Source organism: Paenibacillus jiangxiensis, assembly GCF_046098255.1.
In the GTDB taxonomy this organism is placed as follows: Bacteria; Bacillota; Bacilli; order Paenibacillales; family Paenibacillaceae; genus Paenibacillus; species Paenibacillus jiagnxiensis.
Genome location: NZ_JBJURI010000012.1, coordinates 140,275 through 162,936, shown reverse-complemented (window position 1 = coordinate 162,936; position 22,662 = coordinate 140,275). Strand labels below are relative to the sequence as shown.

Below are 22,662 nucleotides of genomic sequence, written 5' to 3'. Positions count from 1 at the left end.
TGGTTTCTTTTTGTTTGACGAAATGTAAGAGAGGGTCGTCCCTTAGTCATCTATGATGACTTTTGGGACACCCTCTTGTTTTTTTTATATACAAAATCTGGGGGTAACGGCGAAAATGCTTGCAACTCCTTTTAATTGCTCATAAAATATGCTAACATGATATATACTAACAAAATGAAAGTATAGGATACGGACCTGCAAAGAGGTGAAAATAATGGAGGGTCAACAGCAAGGAATGTGCCCGAGGTTTGAAACGGCATTTTCTTTTTTGGGAAAACGCTGGAACGGGCTAATCATCCAGTCCTTAATGAGCGGGCCGAAAAGGTTCAAGGATATCTCCAATCGGATTCCGTCCATGAGCGACAAGATGCTGTCGGAACGGATGAAGGATTTGGAGAGCGAAGGCATCTTGATACGGCATGTTTATCCGGAAACTCCGGTACGCATTGAGTATGAACTGACACCCAAGGGTCACGCGCTTCGTCCGGTTATGGAGCAAATCCAATTCTGGGCGGAAGAATGGGTAGAATAGTCTAAATTAAATAGCGCAACACAACGAAGAGCCTGCCAAGGGCTCTTTTTTTGTTACTGGCTTTTTAGCATGTACATCGACAGGTAGTTTTCTTATAATTACAGAATTCATAAGTTCTCAGCGAAGCTGAGCAATTCTGTAATTGCAAGAAAAATTTCCGCTAAACGCGGTCTGGCTCCTTTGAGTTTCGGCGATAGGTATTTTCCTTATATTTTAGGAAATTTATAGGAAAGCGATTAATTTGTGATTTTAATCACAAATTAAATTTAATCCTTTCGTTATACTTGCCTTAACGAGATTACAAGCGATGTTAGATACAAAGCTTAGAAGCAGCATCGCTTTCAGGGGAGGCATTCACGTGAGCACAACACGGGAGAAGCTGGTTGTTGTCGGCAATGGAATGGCAGGCATTGGAATGCTGGAGCAAATGATTAAGCTAGGCGGTCGTTATGATATTCAGGTTATTGGCAGTGAGCCGCATCCGAACTATAACCGGATCATGCTTTCCTATGTTCTTGAAGGCACAAAGACCATTGATGACATTGTCTTGAATGATTGGAGCTGGTACGAGCAGCATGGCATACAGCTTCATACAGGGACAGCGGTGACCCGGATCGACGCCGAAGCCCGCAAGATTCATACAGATACAGGGCTCGAAATCCCGTATGACAAGCTGATTATTGCTACAGGCTCGAAGCCGTTTATGCTGCCCATCCCCGGAATTGACAAGGAGGGTGTTGTCGGTTTCAGGGATATTGCGGACTGTCAACGGATGAAGGAAGCTGCATCCTCTTACCGCAAGGCCGCCGTCATCGGCGGGGGGCTGCTTGGTCTGGAGGCTGCAAAGGGGCTTGTCAGTCTGGGCATGGATGTAACCGTCGTGCATTTGATGGAGGACCTGATGGAGCGGCAGTTGGATCGCAATGCCTCATCCATGCTGCAGGCCGAGCTGGAACGTCAGGGCATCAAATTTGCCATGGGCAAGCAGACGGTGGAAATAACAGGTGATCAGCGGGTGAATGGTCTGCTGTTTAAAGATGGCAGCCGTCTGGATGCGGATTTTGTGGTCATGGCAGTGGGCATTCAGCCGAATACGGCGGTCGCCGCCGGAAGTGGCATGAAGGTCAACAGAGGCATTGTCGTGGATGATTACATGCAGACCTCTCTGCCTGACGTGTACGCCGTAGGGGAGTGTGTCGAGCATAGAGGCGTGTGTTATGGTCTCGTAGCGCCGCTGTTCGAGCAAGGCCTCGTGCTGGCCAAGCGCTTGAGCGGAGTGGACACGAAGCCATATGAAGGCTCTGTTGTTGCAACCAAGCTGAAAATTTCGGGCGTGGATGTCTTTTCGGCGGGAGAATTTATGGATACAGAAGAGCATACGGTCATTTCGGCAAAAGACGACTGGAAGCGGACCTATAAAAAGGTGCTGCTGCGTGGCAATCAAATCGTCGGTGCCGTGCTGTTCGGAGATGTGAGCGAAGCCGCGAATCTGCAGAAGCTCGTTCGGCAGCAGGCCGAGATGAATGATGAGATCTACGGATCCATTATGGGAACAGGCTGCTGTGGGGGCGGGACCAAGAAGGCAGCTTCAGTGGAAACGATGGCCGACGATGAAATCGTATGCGGCTGCAACGGGGTAACAAAGCAGGCGATCGTGCAGGTGATTACGGAGCAGGGTCTGACCACGGTGGATGAGATTAAAGCTTGCACCGGGGCTACCCGCTCATGCGGCGGCTGCAAGCCTGTCGTGGAGGATATTCTCAAATATGTGCTGGGGGACGGCTTTGCGGCTGCGGCCAAAAAAGGAATTTGCGGCTGTACGACGATGGACCGGGACGAAATTGTGGCAGAGATCAAGACCAAGGGGCTGCGGACGGTCCGGGAAGTGATGCATGTGCTGGGCTGGTCCCAGGAGGAAGGCTGCTCCAAGTGCCGGCCTGCCCTTAACTACTACCTCGGCATGATTTATCCCGATACGTATGAGGATGAAGCCGAATCCCGCTTTGTCAATGAACGCATGGGCGCCAATATCCAGAAGGATGGGACGTTTACGGTCGTTCCGCGCATGTATGGCGGTGTAACCACGCCGGAGGATTTGAAGCGGATTGCGGACGTGTCGTTAAAATATGATGTTAAAGTCGTCAAAGTAACAGGCGGTCAGCGGCTGGATTTGATCGGGGTGAAAAAAGAGGATCTGCCGAAGGTATGGGAAGAGCTGGATATGCCTTCAGGTTATGCATACGCCAAATCCCTGCGTACGGTAAAAACCTGTGTCGGCTCCCAGTTCTGCCGGTTTGGAACGCAGGATTCCATGGGTATGGGCGAGCTGCTGGAGCGCAAATTTGAGCGCCTTGATTTCCCAGCGAAGCTGAAGCTTGCCGTGAACGGCTGCCCGCGCAACTGTGCCGAGTCCTCCACGAAGGATATCGGGATCGTCGGTAATGACGGGGGCTGGGAAATCTATATCGGCGGCAATGGAGGCATCAAAGCCCGGCTTGCGGATTCGTTCTGCAAGGTAAAATCTGACGATGAGCTGGTGGAAATTTGCGGGGCGGTTATGCAGCTGTATCGTGAAACGGCCAATTATTTGGAACGCACCTCTGAATGGGTGGAGCGTTTGGGACTCGATATCATCCGGGCCCAGGTCGTGGAAGATACAGCGAACCGGAAAGCTCTCATGGAACGCATCGAGCTCGCGCTTGCCCAGGTTGAAGATCCCTGGAAGAAGCTGCTGCGCAATCCGCACAAGCGCGGCATGCTGTTCGAGCATAAAGAGCCGGTGTTGTAGGCGTAAGAAGACAAGAGCAATCAACAGGAGGAGATTCCATGCAAACAGTTACGGTTGGCTCCATAGAGGAGTTTCAGCAGCGGATCGGGCGGGTTATTCATCTTTCTGGCCGGGAGATTGCCATCTTCCGGACCTTGGACGAACAGGTGTATGCGGTTGATAACTGCAACCCGCACCCCAAGGGAGGGCCGCTTGCAGAGGCTATCGTATCAGGCCATTTTATTTATGATCCTTTATATGATTGGAAGATTGATCTTGAATCAGGCGAAGTGCAGGCTCCCGATCATGGAAAGGTGCAGACTTATCCCGTGCAGTTACGGGACGGCCAGGTTGTCCTTTCCATACCTCAATAAATAAATGCAAGCACTGAAACGGGCAGCAAAGAATAGGGGAGATCGGCATGTTTGCACAGGAAGTGGAGGCCGTCATTCAAACGGCAGTCAACAAGAAGAATAAAATGAATGAAAGCCTGGGCCGCTATGCGCTGGCAGCCGTACTGGCCGGGGCTTATGTCGGGCTTGGCATTATTCTGATATTTACCCTCGGCGCACCGCTGGCGGCCATCAAATCACCGCTGCAGCCCTTGGTTATGGGGGCTTCATTCGGGATCGCCCTCACCCTGGTCGTATTCGCGGGCTCCGAGCTGTTTACGGGCAATAATATGTTTTTCGCGATCAGCACACTGGCAGGCCGTACAACAGTGACGGATACGGTCAAGAACTGGATTATCGTCTTTCTGGGCAATTTGGCGGGGGCCGTGCTGTTGGCGCTGCTCATTTCCGGCACAGGTTTATTTCGGGAGGCCTCATCTGATCACCTTATTTTCAGCGCTGCTGCGAAAAAGATGAGCCTGCCGTTCTCTGATCTGTTCTTCCGCGGAATCCTGTGCAACTGGCTCGTGTGCCTAGCATTATGGATGGCAGGACGTGCAAAAAGCGAAGCGGCCAAGCTGGTATTGATATGGTGGTGTCTGTTCGCCTTTATTGCGAGCGGGTATGAGCACAGTGTAGCCAATATGACGCTGCTGACGGTAGCTATGATCCTGCCCAATCACCCTGAGACTGTGACACTGGCGGGCTGGCTGCACAATATGATTCCCGTAACGCTTGGAAATATCGTTGGCGGGGGAGTCTTTGTGGGGATGGCTTACTGGTTTATTTCATCTGTTAAGAAGAATGGATAGTTTGGCTTAAAAAACGAAAGTCCCACTGCCTGATGGCTGGGACTTTTCTCTGTTTGTATTGGTTTTGCATATTCAGATTCTCGCATGTCCAGCCACTTTATACGTTCCGGATTGAAACCGGCGCGGCAGGCGAGCTTCAATCTGTCTGGCTGCTTCGCTGAACATTCCGCTGCAGGATGGACACAGACGGCCTGTATGTACAGGCTGCCGGCAGGATTCGCAAGGGTAGGAGAGATTTTTATACACGCTGGGGAATTTCCCGTTCTTGACCCATGCTGTCATAAGGGGGAGCGATACGCCTGCCGCTTCGCTGACTTCCTCGACAGTAGCGGCCGGGTGATGCCACAAATATTCGAAGCAGAGGTCGAGCTGCCGGTCCATTTGGGCAGAGCACGCAGGGCAGAGCTCTCTTAGATTGTTTTGATATACAGATCCGCATTTTGGACAGTTGGAAACTTGCAGCTTCATACCGGTCACCCCTTCCTTCTATGTAGTAATATAATACTATGACTATAAGACTACATCCATGTAAATATAGGATAATTATACTAGTTACGAATGTTTTTTTCTCTCCAAAATAGTTTATGCTTCTACTCTATGAAATATGCTTATTTTTTTGAAAAGGCTAGGTTAATATTCAATAGTGATATTTGAACATTACGGACGTTTGTTCTGAAATAAGGGTGATCATTTGTTGGATCTGATACCCTTTGGATTTGAGAGAGCTGATTGAACTTGCTATGGGTTTGGACAATCGGGATAAGCAGCAGCTTATTCGCTTCGTTGCAAGTTTTGCAGCGCGTGAAAGGTGTTTACCATATCCAGAACGTCAAAAGCTACCATAGCCGACTGAAGAAATGGATAGAACGGGGTAGCAACCAAATATTTGGAGCACTACCTGGCGTGGTTCCGCTATATCGACAGCAAGGAGTATGAGAACACAACGTCGAATAAGAAAAACATGTTGGTGTCTTATTTATAGAATTGCTCAGGTTCACTAATGTGCTAAGAAAGGTGTTGACAATGCAAACTATCCTTTTTCTGAATCTCCTAGCATCACTCGTTTCAGCAGTGTGGGCAGTGATTGCTCTTATCCGACCAGGCTCTCTCTGGCTCGACTCACATTGTATGCGGTGAGATATTCTACGCGCGTATGTATGCTGCGCGTTCCATTCCTTTCGGACTTGCAGCCGGAATTCTGCCGTATTGGCCTGGAGGGCCATCTGTTGCGTGGGTTCTCTTCACTGCCGCAGTAATTCAAATCCTGGATGTAGTAATTGCGGCGGGTAAGAAGGATCGGGGTATGATGATAGGCGCCTCTGTGGGAGCGATCGTGCATCTCCTTTGCGGAATTGCCATTAGGTAGATCCTTTACTTTCCGTGTTGACCGCAGTTTGGCTGTGTCATTCTGCGATTTAGCGTCGGTGCTTGAAACGTTGGAATCCGAAGGCATTGAACAATAACGTTTTGGGCTGAAAATCAACATTGAGAACTAACATAGCCTTAGAAAAAAAAGAGATGCCCTGCAATACACTGCATTGCAAGGCATCTCTTGTATATATTGTTATCTGATATTCCCATCCATTTAGATTCGGCAGATTTCTTTGGGGCAGAGCTCGCAGTGGCAAATCCCCTGCAGCATTTCGAGATTTTTGATGACGATCATGCCTCCGTCGTATTCGACAGCCCCTTTTTTCCGCAGGTCGCTCAGCATACGGTTTACGCTTTCTCGCGTGGCTCCGATCATATTGGACAGGTCGGTGTGCGTTATTTTTTTATTGATCACAACGTCCTCGCCATGAGGCTCACCATACGTATTGTACAGACGAATCAGGGTGGAGCACAGCGCCCCCGGCTTGCCATACAGCATCAGGTCACGGAATTTAGTTTGCGTAATCCGGTGATAGGACCCCATCCATTTCATGAAGTCAATGGCAAAGTCGCAGTGCTGGCAAATGAGCAGCTCCAGATCATGATGATCGATCACGCCAACATCGCTGTCTTCCAGAACCTCGGCGGAAAAGCTGTGCTTCGTGCCGAAGAAAGGGTCCGCCTGTCCGATCATGTCGCCCGTCTGATACATATAGAGAATGAGTTCTTTGCCTTCGTCTGTCGTTTTTGTAACTTTGACGCGGCCCTGCTTCAGGTAAAAGATTTTGTCCGACGTATCCCCTTCCCAGAACAGATGGGCGCCTTCAGGAATGTGCCGGTCCTTCATGACTGCGAGCAGCTGGTTGAAGCTTCCCGGCGAGAAGCAGCCGGTGTTGCCTCGGTGTTCGATGACCATTTCAGGGTTTCTCATCTTCCATTTCCCCTTTATTAATGTCTGTGTTTCGCAAATCTGTGTATTTGCAACTTTTGTATTTCAAAATTAATTATATACCTGAGGCGGTGATTTTTGGGGGTGATCGGAAGGTGAAAAGTGGCGAATTTCAAAACTTTGTGATTTTTTTCACTAAAATAAAATTAAAATTGAATTAAGTTGTGAAAAAAATCACATAATTGAAACGACGCCTATGATACGATCAAACCGTAAAGAGAAATCAATATAAACGGGGAGGATGAGGACCATGCTGCAGATGAAAGATTTCCGAAGTAGTGCCACCTGATCTGTTCTTAAGCATACCATATCATGTGAATATTTTCACTAATGTATTTAAATGAAGCTTAATTTTATTAATAACATCACACTTATGGATTTGGCAGGGAGTTAAGATTAATCCGCAAAGAGAAGCAAATCCAAAGTGATCAGGAGGATGAGGAGAATGGCGGTAAAAAATGAGTCAGCCAAAGCGGCGGAGGCGCAGCAGACGGCAGAGCAGTATATCCAGACATTGATTGACAAGGCGAATGCCGCGCAAAAAGCGTTTATGGATATGACCCAGGAGCAGATCGACGGTATCGTGCAGACCATGGCTCTGGCCGGCTTGGATAAGCATATGTATTTGGCGAAAAAAGCTGTTGAGGAAACCGGACGTGGTGTGTATGAGGATAAAATCACGAAAAACATCTTCTCTACCGAATATATCTACCACAACATTAAATACGACAAAACAGTAGGGGTTATTGAAGATAACGATTTTGACAGCTTTCAGAAAATTGCCGAACCGGTCGGCATTATTATGGGCATCACGCCGGTCACAAATCCAACATCCACGACAATGTTTAAAGCGCTGATCTCCATCAAGACCCGCAACCCGATTATTTTCGGCTTCCATCCTTCCGCGCAGGAATGCAGCAAGGAGGCGGCCAGAATTCTGCTTGAAGCGGCTGTCAAGCATGGCGCGCCGGAAAACTGCATCCAGTGGATTGAAGCTCCGACCATGGATAAAACAAACGCTTTGATGAATCACCCCGATGTGGCGCTCATTCTGGCAACCGGCGGGTCCGGCATGGTCAAAGCGGCTTACAGCTGTGGCAAGCCGGCGCTCGGCGTGGGCCCGGGCAACGTGCCTTGCTTCATTGAAAAGTCTGCCGACCTCAAGCAGGCGGTGACAGACCTCATCCTCTCAAAATCGTTCGACAACGGCATGATCTGTGCCTCGGAGCAGGCTGTCATTATAGAAGAAGCAATTTATGACCAGGTGAAAAAGCTGATGATCGCAAACGGCTGCTACTTCGTCAGCAAGGAGGAGGCCGCCAAGCTGACCAGCGGTGCAATGAATGTAGAAAAATGTGCAGTCAATCCGGCCATCGTTGGCCAGTCTGCCATGAAAATCGCTGAGATTTGCGGGATAACCGTACCTGCAGGCACGAAAATTATCGTTGCCGAGCTGGAAGGTGTAGGACCGAAATATCCGCTGTCCGCAGAAAAACTGAGCCCGGTGCTGGCCTGCTATAAAGTAAAAAATGCGGCGCAGGGCATTGAGCGTGCGGCGCAGGTCGTCGAATTCGGAGGCATGGGGCACTCTTCGGCCATCCATTCCCATAACGAAGAGGTGATCCAGAAATTCGCGAACCGTCTGCAAACCGGCCGCATCATCGTCAACTCGCCATCGACCCACGGCGCGATCGGGGATATCTATAATACGAATCTCCCGTCCCTGACGCTGGGCTGCGGATCGTACGGGCGGAACTCGACAGCGTCCAACGTATCGGCAGTGAACCTGATCAACGTGAAAAGGGTGGCGAAACGTACGGTGAATATGCAGTGGTTCAAGGTGCCTTCCAAAATTTATTTTGAGAAAAACTCAACACAGTATCTTGCCAAAATGCCGGACATTTCGCGGGTAGCGATCGTTACCGACCCGATGATGGTGAAGCTTGGCTATGTTGACCGGGTAACACATTACCTGCGCCAGCGCCAAACCCCTGTAGCGATCGAGGTGTTCTCCGAGGTTGAGCCTGACCCATCGACAACAACAGTGGAACGCGGCACGGAAATGATGGCCCGCTTCCAGCCGGACTGTATTATCGCCCTGGGCGGCGGTTCGCCGATGGATGCGGCCAAAGGCATGTGGCTGTTCTATGAATATCCTGATACCGACTTCAACAATCTGAAGCAGAAATTCATGGATATCCGCAAACGGATTTACAAGTATCCGCGTCTTGGCCAGAAAGCCCAATTCGTAGCCATTCCGACCACGTCGGGTACCGGTTCCGAAGTGACATCTTTTGCGGTCATTACGGACAAAAAGCTGGGCAATACGAAATATCCGCTGGCAGACTATGAGCTGACTCCGGATGTGGCGATCATCGACCCTGAATTCGTATATTCACTGCCTAAAACTGCTGTCGCCGATACCGGCATGGACGTGCTGACTCATGCGATTGAAGCTTATGTCTCGGTGATGGCCAGCGATTATACCGATGGTCTGGCGATCAAGGCGATCCAGCTGGTATTCCAGTACCTTGAGAAGTCGGCATTGACTGGCGATAAACTTGCGCGCGAAAAGATGCATAATGCGTCCACTCTGGCTGGCATGGCATTTGCCAACGCCTTCTTGGGCATCAACCACAGCCTTGCACATAAATGGGGCGGGCAGTATCATACCGCGCATGGCCGCACCAATGCGATTCTGATGCCGCACGTGATCCGTTATAACGCCAAGAAGCCTACGAAATTCGCGTCATTCCCTAAGTATTCACACTTTGTGGCGGATGAGCGCTATGCGGAAATCGCCCGCATCCTCGGTCTGCCCGCACGGACGACGGAGGAAGGGGTAAACAGCCTGATCGACGCTATTCGCAAGCTCAACAAAACATTAGGAATCGAGGAGTCGTTCCAGCAGCTTGGCATTGACCCTAAAGACTTCGAATCACATGTCGACTATCTGGCAGACCGTGCGTTTGAGGATCAATGCACCACTGCCAATCCGAAGCTGCCGCTGGTCAGCGAGCTGGCCGAAGTGTACCGCAACGCTTTCTATGGGCGATTTGACCAATAATAACGGCTGTTATTCCAGCACTCCAGGCTCTCCTGATACAGGAGGGCCATGGCTGTAGTGGGTATAAGCTGATTATGTGATAAAAATCACGTATATTGTGATTTTTATCACATAAGAACAAGCTGCATTATTTTACAATGGAAATGTAAAGAGATCCTGAACAAAAGCATGGAGGGATAGACATGTCGGTGATTGAGAGAGCAGTACAGGAACAGCAATCAGAATGGCGCGGTTTTAAAAACGGCAAATGGAGCAGAGAAGTCAATGTCAACAATTTTATTGAGCTGAACATTAATCCGTATTATGGAAATGAACAATTTCTCGTTGGTCCGACTTCCAATACGACGGCGCTTTGGGCGATTATTTCCGATCTGACCAAGAAGGAGCTGGCGAACGGCGGGGTGCTGGATGTCGATGTGAATACACCTTCTACCATCACATCCCACAAACCGGGCTACATCGACAAAGACAAGGAACAGATCGTCGGTGTGCAGACAGATGCCCCATTCAAGCGTTCCCTGCAGCCGTTCGGCGGCATACGGATGATGATCGACGCCTGCAAGGCCTACGGCTTTGAAGTTCCGCAAAATATCGTAGATATATTTACGAATATCCGCAAAACGCACAACCAGGGCGTATTTGATGCTTATACAGATGAGATGAGAGCAGCCCGTAAGGCCGGGATTATTACAGGCCTGCCGGACGCGTACGGACGGGGACGCATTATCGGCGACTACCGCAGAGTGGCGCTATACGGTGCGGATTTCCTGATTCAAGATAAAAAAGAGCAGTTGAAAAGCCTTGAAGTGGATGCTATGAGCGAGGATATCATCCGTCTGCGTGAGGAAGTGTCCGAACAGATCCGGGCGCTGAACGAGCTGAAGCAGATGGCGGCCGAGCATGGCTGTGATATTTCCAAGCCTGCCGTGAATGCGAAGGAAGCGTTCCAGTGGCTGTACTTTGGTTATCTGGCAGCCATCAAGGAGCAGAACGGAGCCGCGATGTCCCTGGGACGTGTATCTTCCTTCCTGGACATTTATGTACAGCGCGATCTGGCTGAAGGAACGTTGAACGAAGAGCAGGCGCAAGAGCTTGTGGACCATTTTGTCATGAAGCTGCGGATCGTCAAATTCCTGCGGACTCCGGACTACAACCAGCTGTTCAGCGGCGACCCTACCTGGGTCACGGAATCCATCGGCGGCATGTCTGTCAACGGGGAAACCCGTGTCACCAAAAACAGCTTCCGTTTCCTGCATACCCTGTATAACCTGGGACCTGCTCCGGAACCAAACCTGACGGTATTATGGTCCGAGAAGCTGCCTGAGGCGTTCAAGAAATATTGCGCCAAGGTATCAATTGAAACGAGCTCCATCCAATACGAAAACGATGACCTGATGCGTCCGATTTATGGCGACGATTATGGTATCGCCTGCTGTGTATCCGCGATGAAAATCGGCAAGCAGATGCAGTTCTTCGGTGCCCGCGCCAACCTGGCTAAAGCGCTCCTGTATGCCATTAACGGCGGCAAGGACGAAAAATCCGGCGCTCAAGTCGGACCGGAGTTCCCGGCCATCACCTCCGAGGTGCTTGATTATGAGGAAGTGATGATACGCTTTAAGCCGATGATGGAGTGGCTCGCAAAATTGTACATGAATACCCTTAATGTTATTCACTACATGCATGATAAATACAGCTACGAACGCATTGAAATGGCGCTGCACGACCGCGACATCCTTCGCACGATGGCCTGCGGCATCGCCGGTCTCTCCGTAGCCGCGGATTCCCTGAGTGCTATCAAATACGCGAAGGTGAAGCCGATCCGCAATGAGCAGGGCATTGCCGTTGATTTCGAAATTGAAGGGGAGTTCCCTTGTTACGGCAACAATGACGACCGTGTCGACAGCATCGCTGTAGGGCTGGTGGAAAGCTTTATGGGCATGATTCGGAAACATAAAGCTTACCGTGATGCGCTTCCTACACAATCCGTACTGACGATCACCTCCAACGTGGTATATGGCAAAAAAACAGGAACGACGCCTGATGGGCGCAAAGCAGGCGAGCCGTTCGCTCCCGGTGCCAACCCAATGCACGGACGGGACAAAAAAGGTGCGCTCGCATCGCTCAGCTCGGTAGCCAAACTGCCGTACGAGCACAGCTTGGACGGAATCTCCAATACGTTCTCCATCGTGCCAAAAGCGTTGGGTAAAGAAGAGGATGTCCGCAAAAACAATCTAGTGTCCATGATGGACGGCTACTTTGGCAGCAACGCCCATCATCTGAACGTCAACGTATTCGACCGTGCACAGCTGATGGACGCCATGGAGCATCCGGAAAATTATCCGCAGCTTACTATCCGTGTATCGGGTTATGCGGTCAACTTTGTCAAACTGACACGCGAGCAGCAGCTCGATGTCATCAACCGGACCTTCCACGGCTCGATGTAAGCCCATCATCTATCACACGCACAGCGGATGCGGAAAGAAAGGAAGAGGCAGCATGGTCAAAGGGCATATTCATTCACTCGAAACTTTCGGGACGGTTGACGGTCCAGGCATCCGCTTTGTGCTTTTTATGCAGGGATGTCTGCTCAAATGCCAGTACTGTCATAACCCGGATACGTGGGCGCTGGACGGTGGCCGTGAAGCGACGGTAGAAGAAATTTTGGCGGAGATTGAGCCGTATCTGTCTTATTACCGGAATTCCGGGGGCGGGCTGACGGTATCCGGCGGGGAGCCTACCCTGCAGTGGCATTTTGTCGCTGAGCTGTTCAAGGAGGCCAAGCAGCGCTGGGGGTTGCATACCACCCTGGACAGCAACGGCTTCAATGATTCGGAACGGATCCACGAGCTGCTGGAGCACACCGACCTGGTGCTGCTCGATCTGAAGCATATCAATGATGAGAAGCATATCAAGCTGACCGGCAAATCCAATGAACGTACACTGCATACGGCACAATGGCTGTCCGAGCATGGGCACAAAATGTGGATACGCCATGTTTATGTGCCAGGCATTCACAACGAGGAGCAGGATCTGCTCAATCTGGGGCGGTTCATCGGCACCTTGAACGGGGTTGAGAAGTTCGAAATCCTTCCTTACCATCAGATGGGCATCTACAAATGGCAGGCACTGGGCAAAGCCTATCCGCTGGAAGGGGTGCCAACCCCCACGGAAGAGGAAGTAGAGCGGGCTTACAGGCTGATCGCGCAAGGGCGCGAGGAGGCGCAAGCGCAGCGTGTTGCGGCATATAGGTAAATTTTGGACGGAATAAGCAATCATTATTTATCACAATATAAGGAGGGCTCTACAGCGAATAGCTGTTGGCCATGTACTTCCAAACCGCAGTTTCCGGTACAATCCGGGGGCTGCGGTTTTTCGCATCTTACAAATTTATCCCTGAATCCAAGAATTGTCATCCTTACGATGTCAGATTGCCTTTTCTATAATGGATCTTGTAATGGAACAGACATAGAAGAAAAAGGAGGTCATCGAGGGATGAGCAAAGGAATAAAAGGGCTGCTTACAGGAGTGCTGCTCGCTGGGCTGCTGGCCGGCTGTGGCGGAGCAGGGAAGGAATCGGAAGGCCCGGAAAGCAGCGGGACCCCGGACTCGGGCGATCCGTTTGAAATGACCATCCGCCATACTCAGGTGGGCGCAGACAAGCAGCGGCGGCTTGCGATTCTGGAGGATGTAGTCAAGCAGGTGGAGACGGATGTGCCGGGATTAACGTTCACGCTGGACGGAGTGGACTCCGATGTCAACCGCAAAGAAAAGCTGCGCGGCGAGATGGCTGCCGGCAATCCTCCGGATATATTCGACCTGTTCGGCAGTCCGGACTCCAAGGTATACGCACAGGAGGGCATGCTGCTTGATCTGACCCCAATTCTGGAGGAGCTCGGCATCCGTGACAGCTTTACCTCCCTTGATCCGTTTACCTATGACGGAAAAGTATACGGATTGCCCCTTGGAGGCTCCGGTGAAGGATTCTTTTACAATAAAGCTTATTTCGAGGAAAAAGGGTTGAAGCCGCCGCAGACGTTTACGGAATTTGAGCAGTTGTTGGCCGACATCAAAGCTGACGGTAAAGTGCCGATGTCAGGGGCATCCAAGGCAGGCTGGGTTCCGCTGATGCTGACCAATCATCTCTGGTCTCGCTATGCCGGGCCGGACGTTACGGCCAAGTTCACAACAGGCGAAGCGAAATGGACGGATCCCAAGGTTGTTGAAGCGCTCGCGAAGCATCAGGAATGGGTGAATAAAGGTTATTTTAAACAAGGTGAGCTTGGCTTTGAGTATGCGGAATATACCACTCAGTTTACGAGCGGCGAAGCCATTCTCATGTATGACGGGACCTGGAAGTCCTCCGTGTTCAAGGAGGGGCAGTCCGGTGAAGGCATGATCGGCAAGGTCGGATTTTTCAATATGCCGCCTGTTGAAGGAGGCATGGGGGACCAGACGGCGCTGATGCGGGATGTGAATAACGGATACGGATTTTCAGCCTCCGTTGCAGAAAATCCGCGCAAGCTGGAGGCCGTCAAGTCGTTCATCAAGCATATGTTCAATGAGGAGACTCAGCTCCGTGGGCTTGTGGAAGACGGAGTTCTGCCTTCGATGAAGCTGGATGAGGCCGTGCTGGAGGAAAATATTACCGATGACCTGATGAAAGAAATTGTCGCGGTATTAAATACAGCGCAGTCGTCCTTCCCGGCGTTCGACTCGCTCGTGCAAGCAGACGTGACGACGGAAATCAGCAATATTCAGATTCAAAAGCTGATCGGCGGACAGAGTACCCCTGAACAGGCGGCAGAGCAAATCCAGAAGGTGCAGGATGAAGCGAACGCCGCAGTGCAGTAAGCGGGGAGGCACAGATGAACAAGGCGATGCGCAACCCGGCTGTATACATTGCATTTATTCTTCCGGCTATGGTGCTTATTTTCATGTTTTTCATTTATCCGATTTTCAGCTCCATCTATTACAGCTTTACAAGCTGGAACGGGGTTTCGGCCCATCCGAAGTGGGTTGGAGCGGAAAATTATATCAAGGCGCTGGGGGATGACCGCTTCTGGCGTTCGGCGCTGAACAACCTCTGGTTTATCGTTTTTTCCATAGGCATACAGGTGCCGCTTATTCTACTGTTTTCCCTGCTGATCGCGAACGTGAAACGGCTGCAGGGATTGTACAAAACGGCCGTCTTTTTGCCCTCGATTATGTCGACGGCCGTGATTGGCATTCTGTGGGGCTTCATCTATGAGCCGAATATCGGCCTGATGAACCGGCTGCTCGGCCTGCTCGGTATCGGGCCCGTATTTTGGCTGTCTGACGAAAAGTACGCGATGCTGTCCATTTTGATTACGAACGCGTGGCAGTGGACCGGTTTTTATATCGTAATGGTGCTGGCGGCCATCCTTGCTGTCCCCAGGGAGCTGGGGGAGGCCGCAGCCATTGATGGAGCAAGCCGTATACAGCAGTCTGTCCATGTCATTCTGCCCCTGATTCGTCCCATCATCTCGGTCGTTGTGATGCTTTCGATCGCGGGGGCGATGAAGGCGGCGGATATCGTTATTGTCATGACCAAAGGCGGTCCGGCCGGTTCTACGGATGTACTGGCTACTTATATGATCAAATACGCGATCACCAATTTTAAATACGGATACGGCAATACGGTGGCTGTGCTTATTTTTGCAATTACGCTTGTATTGACGATCCTGTATCAACTGATTTTTGCAAGGCGCAATGAAAGGGTTGAATTCTGATGAAAAGGGCGAAGACGCTTTGGCTGCCGCATACGCTGCTGATACTGTATCTGCTGGTCGTTATGTTTCCATTCCTGTTCGTTCTTTTCTCTTCCGTGAAAACGGACAACAACGCCATCGCAATGAATCCTTTTGGAATACCGGAGGAATTTGTCTTTTCCAATTATGTGGAGGTATGGGTCAAGGCGAAGATCAGCGTCTATTTCCTGAACAGCCTGTATATTTCCGCATTGAGCGCGGCGGCATCCATTCTGATCGGTTCCATGCTATCCTTCGCAGTGACCCGGATGCGCTATCCGAAAGTCGGCAGTGCCGTGTTCGGGCTTGCCCTGATCGGCATGCTCATACCTAATAATTCGCTGCTGCTTCCCATCTATCTGCTTGTCCGCAGGCTGGGCGTTCTCGATACCCATTGGGCTCTCATTATTCCGTATATTGCGAATGCGATTCCGTTTACAGTCATTGTGCTGGCGGCATTCATGCGTTCGCTGGCCTCTGAAGTGGAGGAAGCCGCGGTCATGGACGGGTTGAGGGCTCCGGGAATTTTTGCTAGAATTGTAATACCTCTAACGGTACCGGCCATGGTCACTGTTTTTATCGTGAACTTCCTCGGCAACTGGAATGAATTTTTACTCGCCAATTATTTTTTGTCGACCGACAAGCTGCGCACCCTGCCTGTAGGCATGGTCCAGTTCAGAAACCAATACCAGATGAATTATGCCCAAATGTCTGCTGGCATCGTCTACAGCATCCTGCCAGTGCTGCTGATGTATGCCGTGCTGCAAAAAAGAATTATGGAAGGCCTGACGGCAGGCAGTGTCAAAGGATAGCCACACCTTCGCACGCCTGATCCGCAGGGATGGACGACCATGACGCTGCGCATGAAGCTTTTTGCTGCTTTTATCGTGCTTATCATCATACCAATGTGCCTGCTGGGTGCACTGACCTTATGGGTTTCGTCGGATGCGGCGGCGCGCAGGTACAGCGAGCAGGCCGAGTATGCGCTGAAGGCCATTAGCTACAGCCTGACCGGTGTTTTTGAGGAAATGAACAAGGTGACGGATAACGGGATTGCGACCTCGGTGTTCCATATGGCCTTGAATGCCGATGATCCGGAGAAGCAGAACCTGAATGCCGACGGCCAGCTGACCCTTAACGACAGCCAGCGCAGCTTCAGAAACCTGCTGTACAACTATCCGGATATCAGCTACGCTTACCTCTATAATTTGCGGGGGAACGGGATGTCGTCCGGCATGGTATCCATTTTTACGAAAGAAGATTTTACAGCGCTTCCATTTGAAAGCTTCAAGGTGCACCCCCTATATCAGGAGGTCATGGCCAGAAACGGCAATCCCATTTGGATCGCTCCTTATGAATATCCCGAGCTTACCAGCACCGAGCCGGTGTTCACCCAGATCCGGTTGATCAAGGAACTGAAGCATTTCCGGAACATCGGCATATTGGTGGTGCAGATCAAAAACTGGCAGTTTGACCGGATTTTCCGTAATCTCCGGCTGAATGAACCTTCAGGGAAAACGACATTCATGCTTGCAAATAACACGGGTCTAATCGTATATGATCAGGCCGGGCAGAACAGCGGGAAAAACATGTCCGAACTTATGGAGCATCCTCTCCGTTACGGCAGCGGTTATCAAAGCTTCAGAGCCTCCTTCCAGGGGGAGCAAAGCATGGTTTCCATTTATCATCTCAAAGACTATCCATGGAGTCTTATATCCGTGACGCCATGGAGCTCCCTTTCCGCCGAATCCTCCGTCTACGCCTTCTGGTTCGTTATCGTCGTGATCGTCTGCCTTGCTGCCGCAGTCCTGTTTAACATGCTGTTCATGAACCGCATCACGGGCTATATCGCCGTTCTGGTCCGGTTTATGCGCAGGGTGGAGGAAGGGGATTTGAATGCCCGGGTGAGACCCGGAAAAGAGGCTGAATTGCTTGTCCTTGGCGAAGGTTTCAATTCATTGATGGACAGAATTGGTGTTTTGTTTACCAAAATCAGCTCCGAGCAGGAGCAGAAAGCGCGGGCGGAGCTGCGTGTGCTGCAGGCGCAAATCAAGCCCCATTTCCTGTTCAACACGCTGGAGTCGATCAATGGCCTGGCGGTCAGGGGAGAGGGGCGCAAGGTCAGTGAAATGGTCATCCGCCTGGCCAGCATGTTGCGCACCAGCATTCAGGAGAAGGAGGAAATTACGCTGGCTGAGGAAATCAGCCACCTGCGGAGCTATCTTGAAATTCAGCAGTACCGGTTTTCCGGCCTGTTTACCTATGAAATCTCTATGCCGGAGGAGCTGAGAACCTGTCTGGTACTGAAGCTGACGCTGCAGCCACTGGTCGAGAATGCGATCCAGCATGGTTTTGAAGGCAGAACGAACGGCGGATTGCTGCGGATATCCGTATGGGAGGAGCAGGGAGACATTATTCTTGAAGCTACGGATAACGGATCCGGTATGCCTCCTGAAGTGCTGGGATCGTTCCAGTATATGATCAGGGAACAGGATGGCCCGGCACAGGACAACAAGTGGCTGGGCGAACGGCGCGGGCTGGGCGTGCGCAATGTCGCCGACAGAATCCGTATTCAATATGGGCGCGATTACGGGATTTTTATTTGTTCCCATAAAGGCTTCGGGACCATCATACGCTGTAAAATACCGAAGTATGGCTAAGCGGAGGGAGGAAGCATGATGGTAACAGCATTGCTGGTGGATGACGAAAGACCTGTGCTCGATAACCTGGAGACCATTCTGCCCTGGCACGACATGGGCATTGAAATCTCCGGCACGGCCGGCAACGGCATGGACGCACTGCAGCTTGCGGAACGAAAAAAGCCCGATTTGATCCTTTGTGATATCCGCATGCCGGTTATGGATGGACTGACATTCATCGCCGAGCTGCGTGGGCGGGGGATTGACAGTGAAGTCCTTCTGTTGACAGGCTACCAGGAGTTTGAGTATGCCAGAACAGCTCTCAAGCATGGGGCGAGGGAATACATCACCAAGCCTATAGATTATGGCATGCTTGAAGATGTGCTGAGATCCCTTGCCGCCGAGATTACCCTGCGCAGGCAAAAAGAGTCCGAGGTGCAGGCGAGGAATAAGGAAATCGGAGTCTGGGTCAAGCGGAACCGGATCAGGGAGGTGCTTACAGGAGAAGCCTGGGGCACTCCTTCCCCACCCATTTCCCTGGCGGAGGAAGGGGAATCGTATGCACTTTTTGTGGCGGAAGCCTGCATGTATTTTGAACAGACCCGGCTGTGGGGTGTCGAGCGCAAAAGAGAATGGAACAGGCAGATGTCGGAACAGCTGGGAGCCATCATGCAGACTCGTTTTGTAAGCCCGTTCGTGTTCCAGGTGCGTGAAGGGGAATGGTGTGTGGCGGTTGAAGACGCCTTGCAGGCAGAGCCGTTGTCCGAGCCTGCAGTCTTGCAGGAAATTGCGGAGCAGTTCACCGGCATTTGCGCTGGCTCGGGGATGGAAGGGCGGCTGCTTGCCCATCCTGGACCCTTGCAGATTTTGGATCTGGCGGCGGTATACCATGCTTCCAGGCATGTCCAGCTGCAGCCGGGGGAACGGCTGTGTCTGCTGACCGGCGAAGAATATGGCGGAGGCCGCAAAAATGGGGATGATGCAATTGAGACGGCTAAGCAATATATTGCCGCCCATCTGGGCTCTGACCTGTCGGTGGAGGAGCTGGCGGATTATACCGGCATCAGCGGCAGCTATTTTTGCCATCTGTTCAAAGCCCGCTGCGGCATGACCTTCCTGGAGTATGTGACCCGGGAACGGCTTGCTGCCGCCAAAGCGCTGCTCGCCGGAACCAGCTACAGCATATCGGTGATTTGCTCGGCTGTAGGCTATCGGGAACGAAGATATTTCACCAAAGTGTTTCACAAGCATTTCGGGCTGACGCCATCGGAGTACCGTGACCGGCTGCGTGCCGGCATACATGCGACGGGATGAGGCGGCGTATGAAAGCGTTATCTGTCTTCTTCGAATGACGTCAATAATATAATTCTTACTTTTTCGGCAAATTTAACAGCAACTTTTTACAAACATCAGCGTCTAATAGTATGACTTTTTACGGGGAAGCCAAGAATTTGGTTATAGAAGGAGACAGAGAATGAATCTTAAGAAATGGACGATGCTCACTGCACTGGCCGTATCCCAGGTCGCGGCGGTTATGCCGGCAGCAGCAGCCGAAGCACCGGTTACAGAAACATCCGATGTCAGTGATCAACTGGTGAACACAACAAATGAAAGTACTGAATCAGAAGCAACCGATGGGACTGATGTAACCGGGAGCATCGATGACAACGCTGATGGCAATGCTCTGACTTCAGAAGACACAGATTCGACAAATTCTGCCGATTCTGTGGGGGATGTGCCATATACGGAAGAAACACCGGGGAATACCAGCGTTACAGACGATGTGTATATTCCGACTTCTGCCAATCAGTTGATTCTGTATATGAACAGCGCCAAAATGGTGCAGGACGGCCAGGTCTATACGGCCACTCAGCCGATGACCGTTAAGGATGGCGTTTCCTATGTTGCCATTCGCTCTCTCGTCAACCGTGTTGGATTGCAATTTTACTATGATACAGCCACCAAGGAAACGGTCATTACCCAGGGAGAGCAGGTTCTGCGCTTCAAAACAGACAGCAAGGTATACACCGTCAACGGGCAGCAGAGACAAATGAAGGGTGCGGCCTTCCAGCAAAAGAACGTATTCATGGTTCCTTTGACATCCATTACCCAGGCTTTGAACATTCCTTACACTGTAGATAATGTCAATAAAACGGTCATTCTCGATCTGGTCTCAAAGCCTGTCGCATCATTTACGACAAAACCAAGCACAGATATTTATGCTACACAGACGCAGGTTACATACCTGACCCAATCCTCTTCTCCAAGAGGGCTGCCGATTGTTAACGAGCGTTGGGAAGGGCGTCAGGATGTGTTCCAGGAGCCGGGTACTTATACGATTACCTATTCCGTTCAGGACTCCTCCGGTCAGTGGAGTGATCCATACTCGCAGACCATTACGGTCAAACCGCAGAACCAGCCGCCTGTCGCCATGTTTACGACAGACAAGAAGGAATATATGATGGGTGAGAAAATCACCTATACCGATCTGAGTACGGATGATGAGAACCGTATTCAGAAGCGTGAATGGGTGAACAACAAGCTTGCCTTCTTCGAGCCTGGGGAGAAGGAAATCTCCCTGACTGTAACGGACCAGATGGGGCTGACAAGCACCTATACTCAGACCGTTACGATTAAGAACGAAACCTTGTATGAAGAAGACGACTTCAACAAGCTGTTCACGCCGTATGGTGATTTGTATGAATTTGACGGCAGTGAAGTGCCACAAATGGAAACTGTGCCGGCTTCCGTGACTTCCGGACCGCGCTTGCTGATTCGTGCCAACAGTCCGGAGCGGGTGTTCCAGGACGGGGTCGTCTATCAGGAGGTTGGCACAGGCAGCCAGCGGATTCTGGCTCACTATGTCAATGAAACGGGCCGCAATGTGAAAATGTACGTGGTGGCGACGAATAACAACATGCTCCCTGCTACCATTAACGTGGAAGCATCCGGTTTCGGGGGACCTAGCCCGTTTGCCACCGCTGCGGGCAAGCTAGGGACGATGCGTTATCTGCAGTCCCTGACCGACGGCACCAAACGCTCCACTACGGTGCTGAATCCGGGCGAAAGCAGAGTGATTTTGCCGGATCTGAGTGCGATCAAAATGAAGCCTGATGAGGTCATTTCCCTGCTGTCGGATTTGAATTCGGACCAGCCTGTGCAATATACTGTAATTATGGTTGAAGAGTCCGCCGATCCGCTGGTGGCGTTCCAGACGCTGCCGAAGCTGGACAAGGACGGTATCCATAACCGTGGTACGTATATGGATGCCGATCGTACGATCGAGTATACGGAAGAAGTCGGAAGAAAAGCACAGCGCATCGTAATCGGAGATAACAATATCGATCCGAACCTCACCGGAACGGATGGAATTGACGGTTCCGCAGCCTCCAATGCCGGCAACTTTGGGGTACTGTACAAAATCAGACTGGCGAATGTTGCACCTTACTCCCTGATTACATTCAATCCGCGCGGAGGCTTGTATTCCGGTTATGCCATGGTTAATAATCAAATTATAGCCATCGCTAACAACAGCGGTGTAAGAGCGCCGAATCAAAACAGTGTCCTGTACCGTACCGGACATATGGCTGAAAGTGTTGAAATTTACTTTACCGCAGCCGCTGGCAGCAATCTGCCTGTCAATCTGCTGGTTCAGCCGCTGCCTGAATACAAGAATCAATAAGCAATTAGGCAAGCTCCACCGTAAAAAAGTCACTTTTTACAGGCCTGTAAAGGCGTCCTGGGCTTGGGTTCATTTGGGAACCCTGCCCGGGACGCTTTTCTTGCATGGAACGCTGAGGAGGGAAGGTTTATGGCAGACGGAAAAGGAATGCTGGCTCGCAGGCTTGCCCAAGGGCCGATCCATTTCTATCGACGTGTCATTTCTCCGTTAAAACCCCCGACCTGCCGCTTTTATCCGACCTGCTCGGCATACGCACTGGAGGCCATCGAGGTGCACGGTCCTGCCCGGGGTTCCTGGCTTGCGGTGAAACGAATCAGCAAATGTCATCCGTTTCACCCAGGAGGATTTGATCCCGTGCCGCCGGCCCGCCCAAGCGACAAAGAGGAGGGCAGCAAGCAGGACGGGCTTTCCCCCAAAAATAAGGGCCAAACTTGACAGAGCTTCATCGCTTCGCTATATTTTGAGTAATATGTTTTTCCAGTGAAGGGATAAGTACGACATAACCATCCAGTACAGAGAGCCGGGGGAGCTGCAAACCGGTCTGGAGGGCTGTCCGAAGATGGTCCTGGAGGAACTGCTTGTGAGCGGCCGCTTCATTAGCCGGCGTAAGCAAGCAGCGTGTTCCAGCGTTAATGGACGGTCTGAATGGACCGGTGGAGTCCGTCTTCCGCGAGGAAGCGGAG

At 51.2% G+C, this 22,662-nt stretch carries 16 protein-coding genes and 1 pseudogene; 15 read left to right on the top strand and 2 right to left on the bottom strand.

Annotated elements, in window-relative coordinates; translation table 11 throughout:
• The first annotated feature begins 214 nt into the window (after positions 1 to 214).
• From ACI1P2_RS13870 to ACI1P2_RS13855, 4 genes are all read left to right on the top strand, one after another.
• The gene (locus ACI1P2_RS13870; protein ID WP_355320446.1) at positions 215 to 532 is read left to right on the top strand and encodes a winged helix-turn-helix transcriptional regulator; all 318 of its coding nucleotides are present in this window, start codon (positions 215 to 217) and stop codon (positions 530 to 532) included.
• Positions 533 to 890: 358 nt separating this feature from the next.
• A complete protein-coding gene (nirB, locus tag ACI1P2_RS13865; RefSeq protein ID WP_355320445.1) occupies positions 891 to 3,320 on the top strand; it encodes a nitrite reductase large subunit NirB in 2,430 nt (809 codons plus the stop codon).
• 38 nt (positions 3,321 to 3,358) lie between these two features.
• Complete coding sequence (gene nirD, locus ACI1P2_RS13860; protein WP_355320444.1) at positions 3,359 to 3,673, top strand: nitrite reductase small subunit NirD; 315 nt, start codon at positions 3,359 to 3,361, stop codon at positions 3,671 to 3,673.
• A gap of 47 nt (positions 3,674 to 3,720) precedes the next feature.
• Positions 3,721 to 4,503 carry a formate/nitrite transporter family protein gene (locus ACI1P2_RS13855; protein WP_355320443.1) on the top strand — a complete coding sequence of 261 codons (783 nt, stop codon included), beginning with the start codon at positions 3,721 to 3,723 and terminating at the stop codon, positions 4,501 to 4,503.
• 72 nt (positions 4,504 to 4,575) lie between these two features.
• On the opposite strand, the gene ACI1P2_RS13850 is transcribed toward ACI1P2_RS13855, so the two are convergent.
• Positions 4,576 to 4,971, bottom strand: coding sequence for a hypothetical protein (locus tag ACI1P2_RS13850; RefSeq protein ID WP_355320442.1), 396 nt, complete (start codon positions 4,969 to 4,971; stop codon positions 4,576 to 4,578).
• A 333-nt stretch (positions 4,972 to 5,304) separates the two neighbouring features.
• Between ACI1P2_RS13850 and ACI1P2_RS13845 the strand changes: the two are divergent.
• Positions 5,305 to 5,485: pseudogene (locus ACI1P2_RS13845) on the top strand (IS1595 family transposase); the annotation flags it as partial.
• 603 nt (positions 5,486 to 6,088) lie between these two features.
• On the opposite strand, the gene ACI1P2_RS13840 reads toward ACI1P2_RS13845, so the two are convergent.
• Entirely contained in the window at positions 6,089 to 6,805 is a 717-nt protein-coding gene (locus ACI1P2_RS13840; RefSeq protein WP_355320441.1) for a Crp/Fnr family transcriptional regulator, read from the bottom strand.
• A 463-nt stretch (positions 6,806 to 7,268) separates the two neighbouring features.
• Between ACI1P2_RS13840 and adhE the strand changes: the two genes are divergently transcribed.
• From adhE to yidD, 10 genes are all read left to right on the top strand, one after another.
• Complete coding sequence (adhE, locus tag ACI1P2_RS13835; RefSeq protein WP_355320440.1) at positions 7,269 to 9,890, top strand: bifunctional acetaldehyde-CoA/alcohol dehydrogenase; 2,622 nt, start codon at positions 7,269 to 7,271, stop codon at positions 9,888 to 9,890.
• 182 nt (positions 9,891 to 10,072) lie between these two features.
• A complete protein-coding gene (gene pflB / locus ACI1P2_RS13830) occupies positions 10,073 to 12,334 on the top strand; it encodes a formate C-acetyltransferase (RefSeq protein WP_355320439.1) in 2,262 nt (753 codons plus the stop codon).
• A 52-nt stretch (positions 12,335 to 12,386) separates the two neighbouring features.
• Positions 12,387 to 13,142: a pyruvate formate-lyase-activating protein gene (gene pflA, locus ACI1P2_RS13825; protein WP_355320438.1), complete on the top strand. Its 756-nt coding sequence runs from the start codon at positions 12,387 to 12,389 to the stop codon at positions 13,140 to 13,142.
• A 240-nt stretch (positions 13,143 to 13,382) separates the two neighbouring features.
• Positions 13,383 to 14,741, top strand: a complete 1,359-nt coding sequence (locus ACI1P2_RS13820) for an extracellular solute-binding protein (RefSeq protein WP_355320437.1) — start codon at positions 13,383 to 13,385, stop codon at positions 14,739 to 14,741.
• A 14-nt stretch (positions 14,742 to 14,755) separates the two neighbouring features.
• Complete coding sequence (locus ACI1P2_RS13815; RefSeq protein ID WP_355320436.1) at positions 14,756 to 15,640, top strand: carbohydrate ABC transporter permease; 885 nt, start codon at positions 14,756 to 14,758, stop codon at positions 15,638 to 15,640.
• Complete coding sequence (locus ACI1P2_RS13810) at positions 15,640 to 16,470, top strand: carbohydrate ABC transporter permease (RefSeq protein ID WP_355320435.1); 831 nt, start codon at positions 15,640 to 15,642, stop codon at positions 16,468 to 16,470. Before ACI1P2_RS13815 ends, ACI1P2_RS13810 begins: the two co-directional genes overlap by 1 nt.
• A gap of 39 nt (positions 16,471 to 16,509) precedes the next feature.
• Positions 16,510 to 18,318 carry a cache domain-containing sensor histidine kinase gene (locus ACI1P2_RS13805; RefSeq protein WP_355320434.1) on the top strand — a complete coding sequence of 603 codons (1,809 nt, stop codon included), beginning with the start codon at positions 16,510 to 16,512 and terminating at the stop codon, positions 18,316 to 18,318.
• 15 nt (positions 18,319 to 18,333) lie between these two features.
• Positions 18,334 to 19,611, top strand: coding sequence for a response regulator (locus tag ACI1P2_RS13800; RefSeq protein WP_355320433.1), 1,278 nt, complete (start codon positions 18,334 to 18,336; stop codon positions 19,609 to 19,611).
• Between the two features lie 160 nt (positions 19,612 to 19,771).
• Complete coding sequence (locus ACI1P2_RS13795; protein WP_355320432.1) at positions 19,772 to 21,979, top strand: stalk domain-containing protein; 2,208 nt, start codon at positions 19,772 to 19,774, stop codon at positions 21,977 to 21,979.
• Positions 21,980 to 22,126: 147 nt separating this feature from the next.
• Complete coding sequence (gene yidD, locus ACI1P2_RS13790; RefSeq protein WP_355320455.1) at positions 22,127 to 22,414, top strand: membrane protein insertion efficiency factor YidD; 288 nt, start codon at positions 22,127 to 22,129, stop codon at positions 22,412 to 22,414.
• Positions 22,415 to 22,662: the final 248 nt, after the last annotated feature.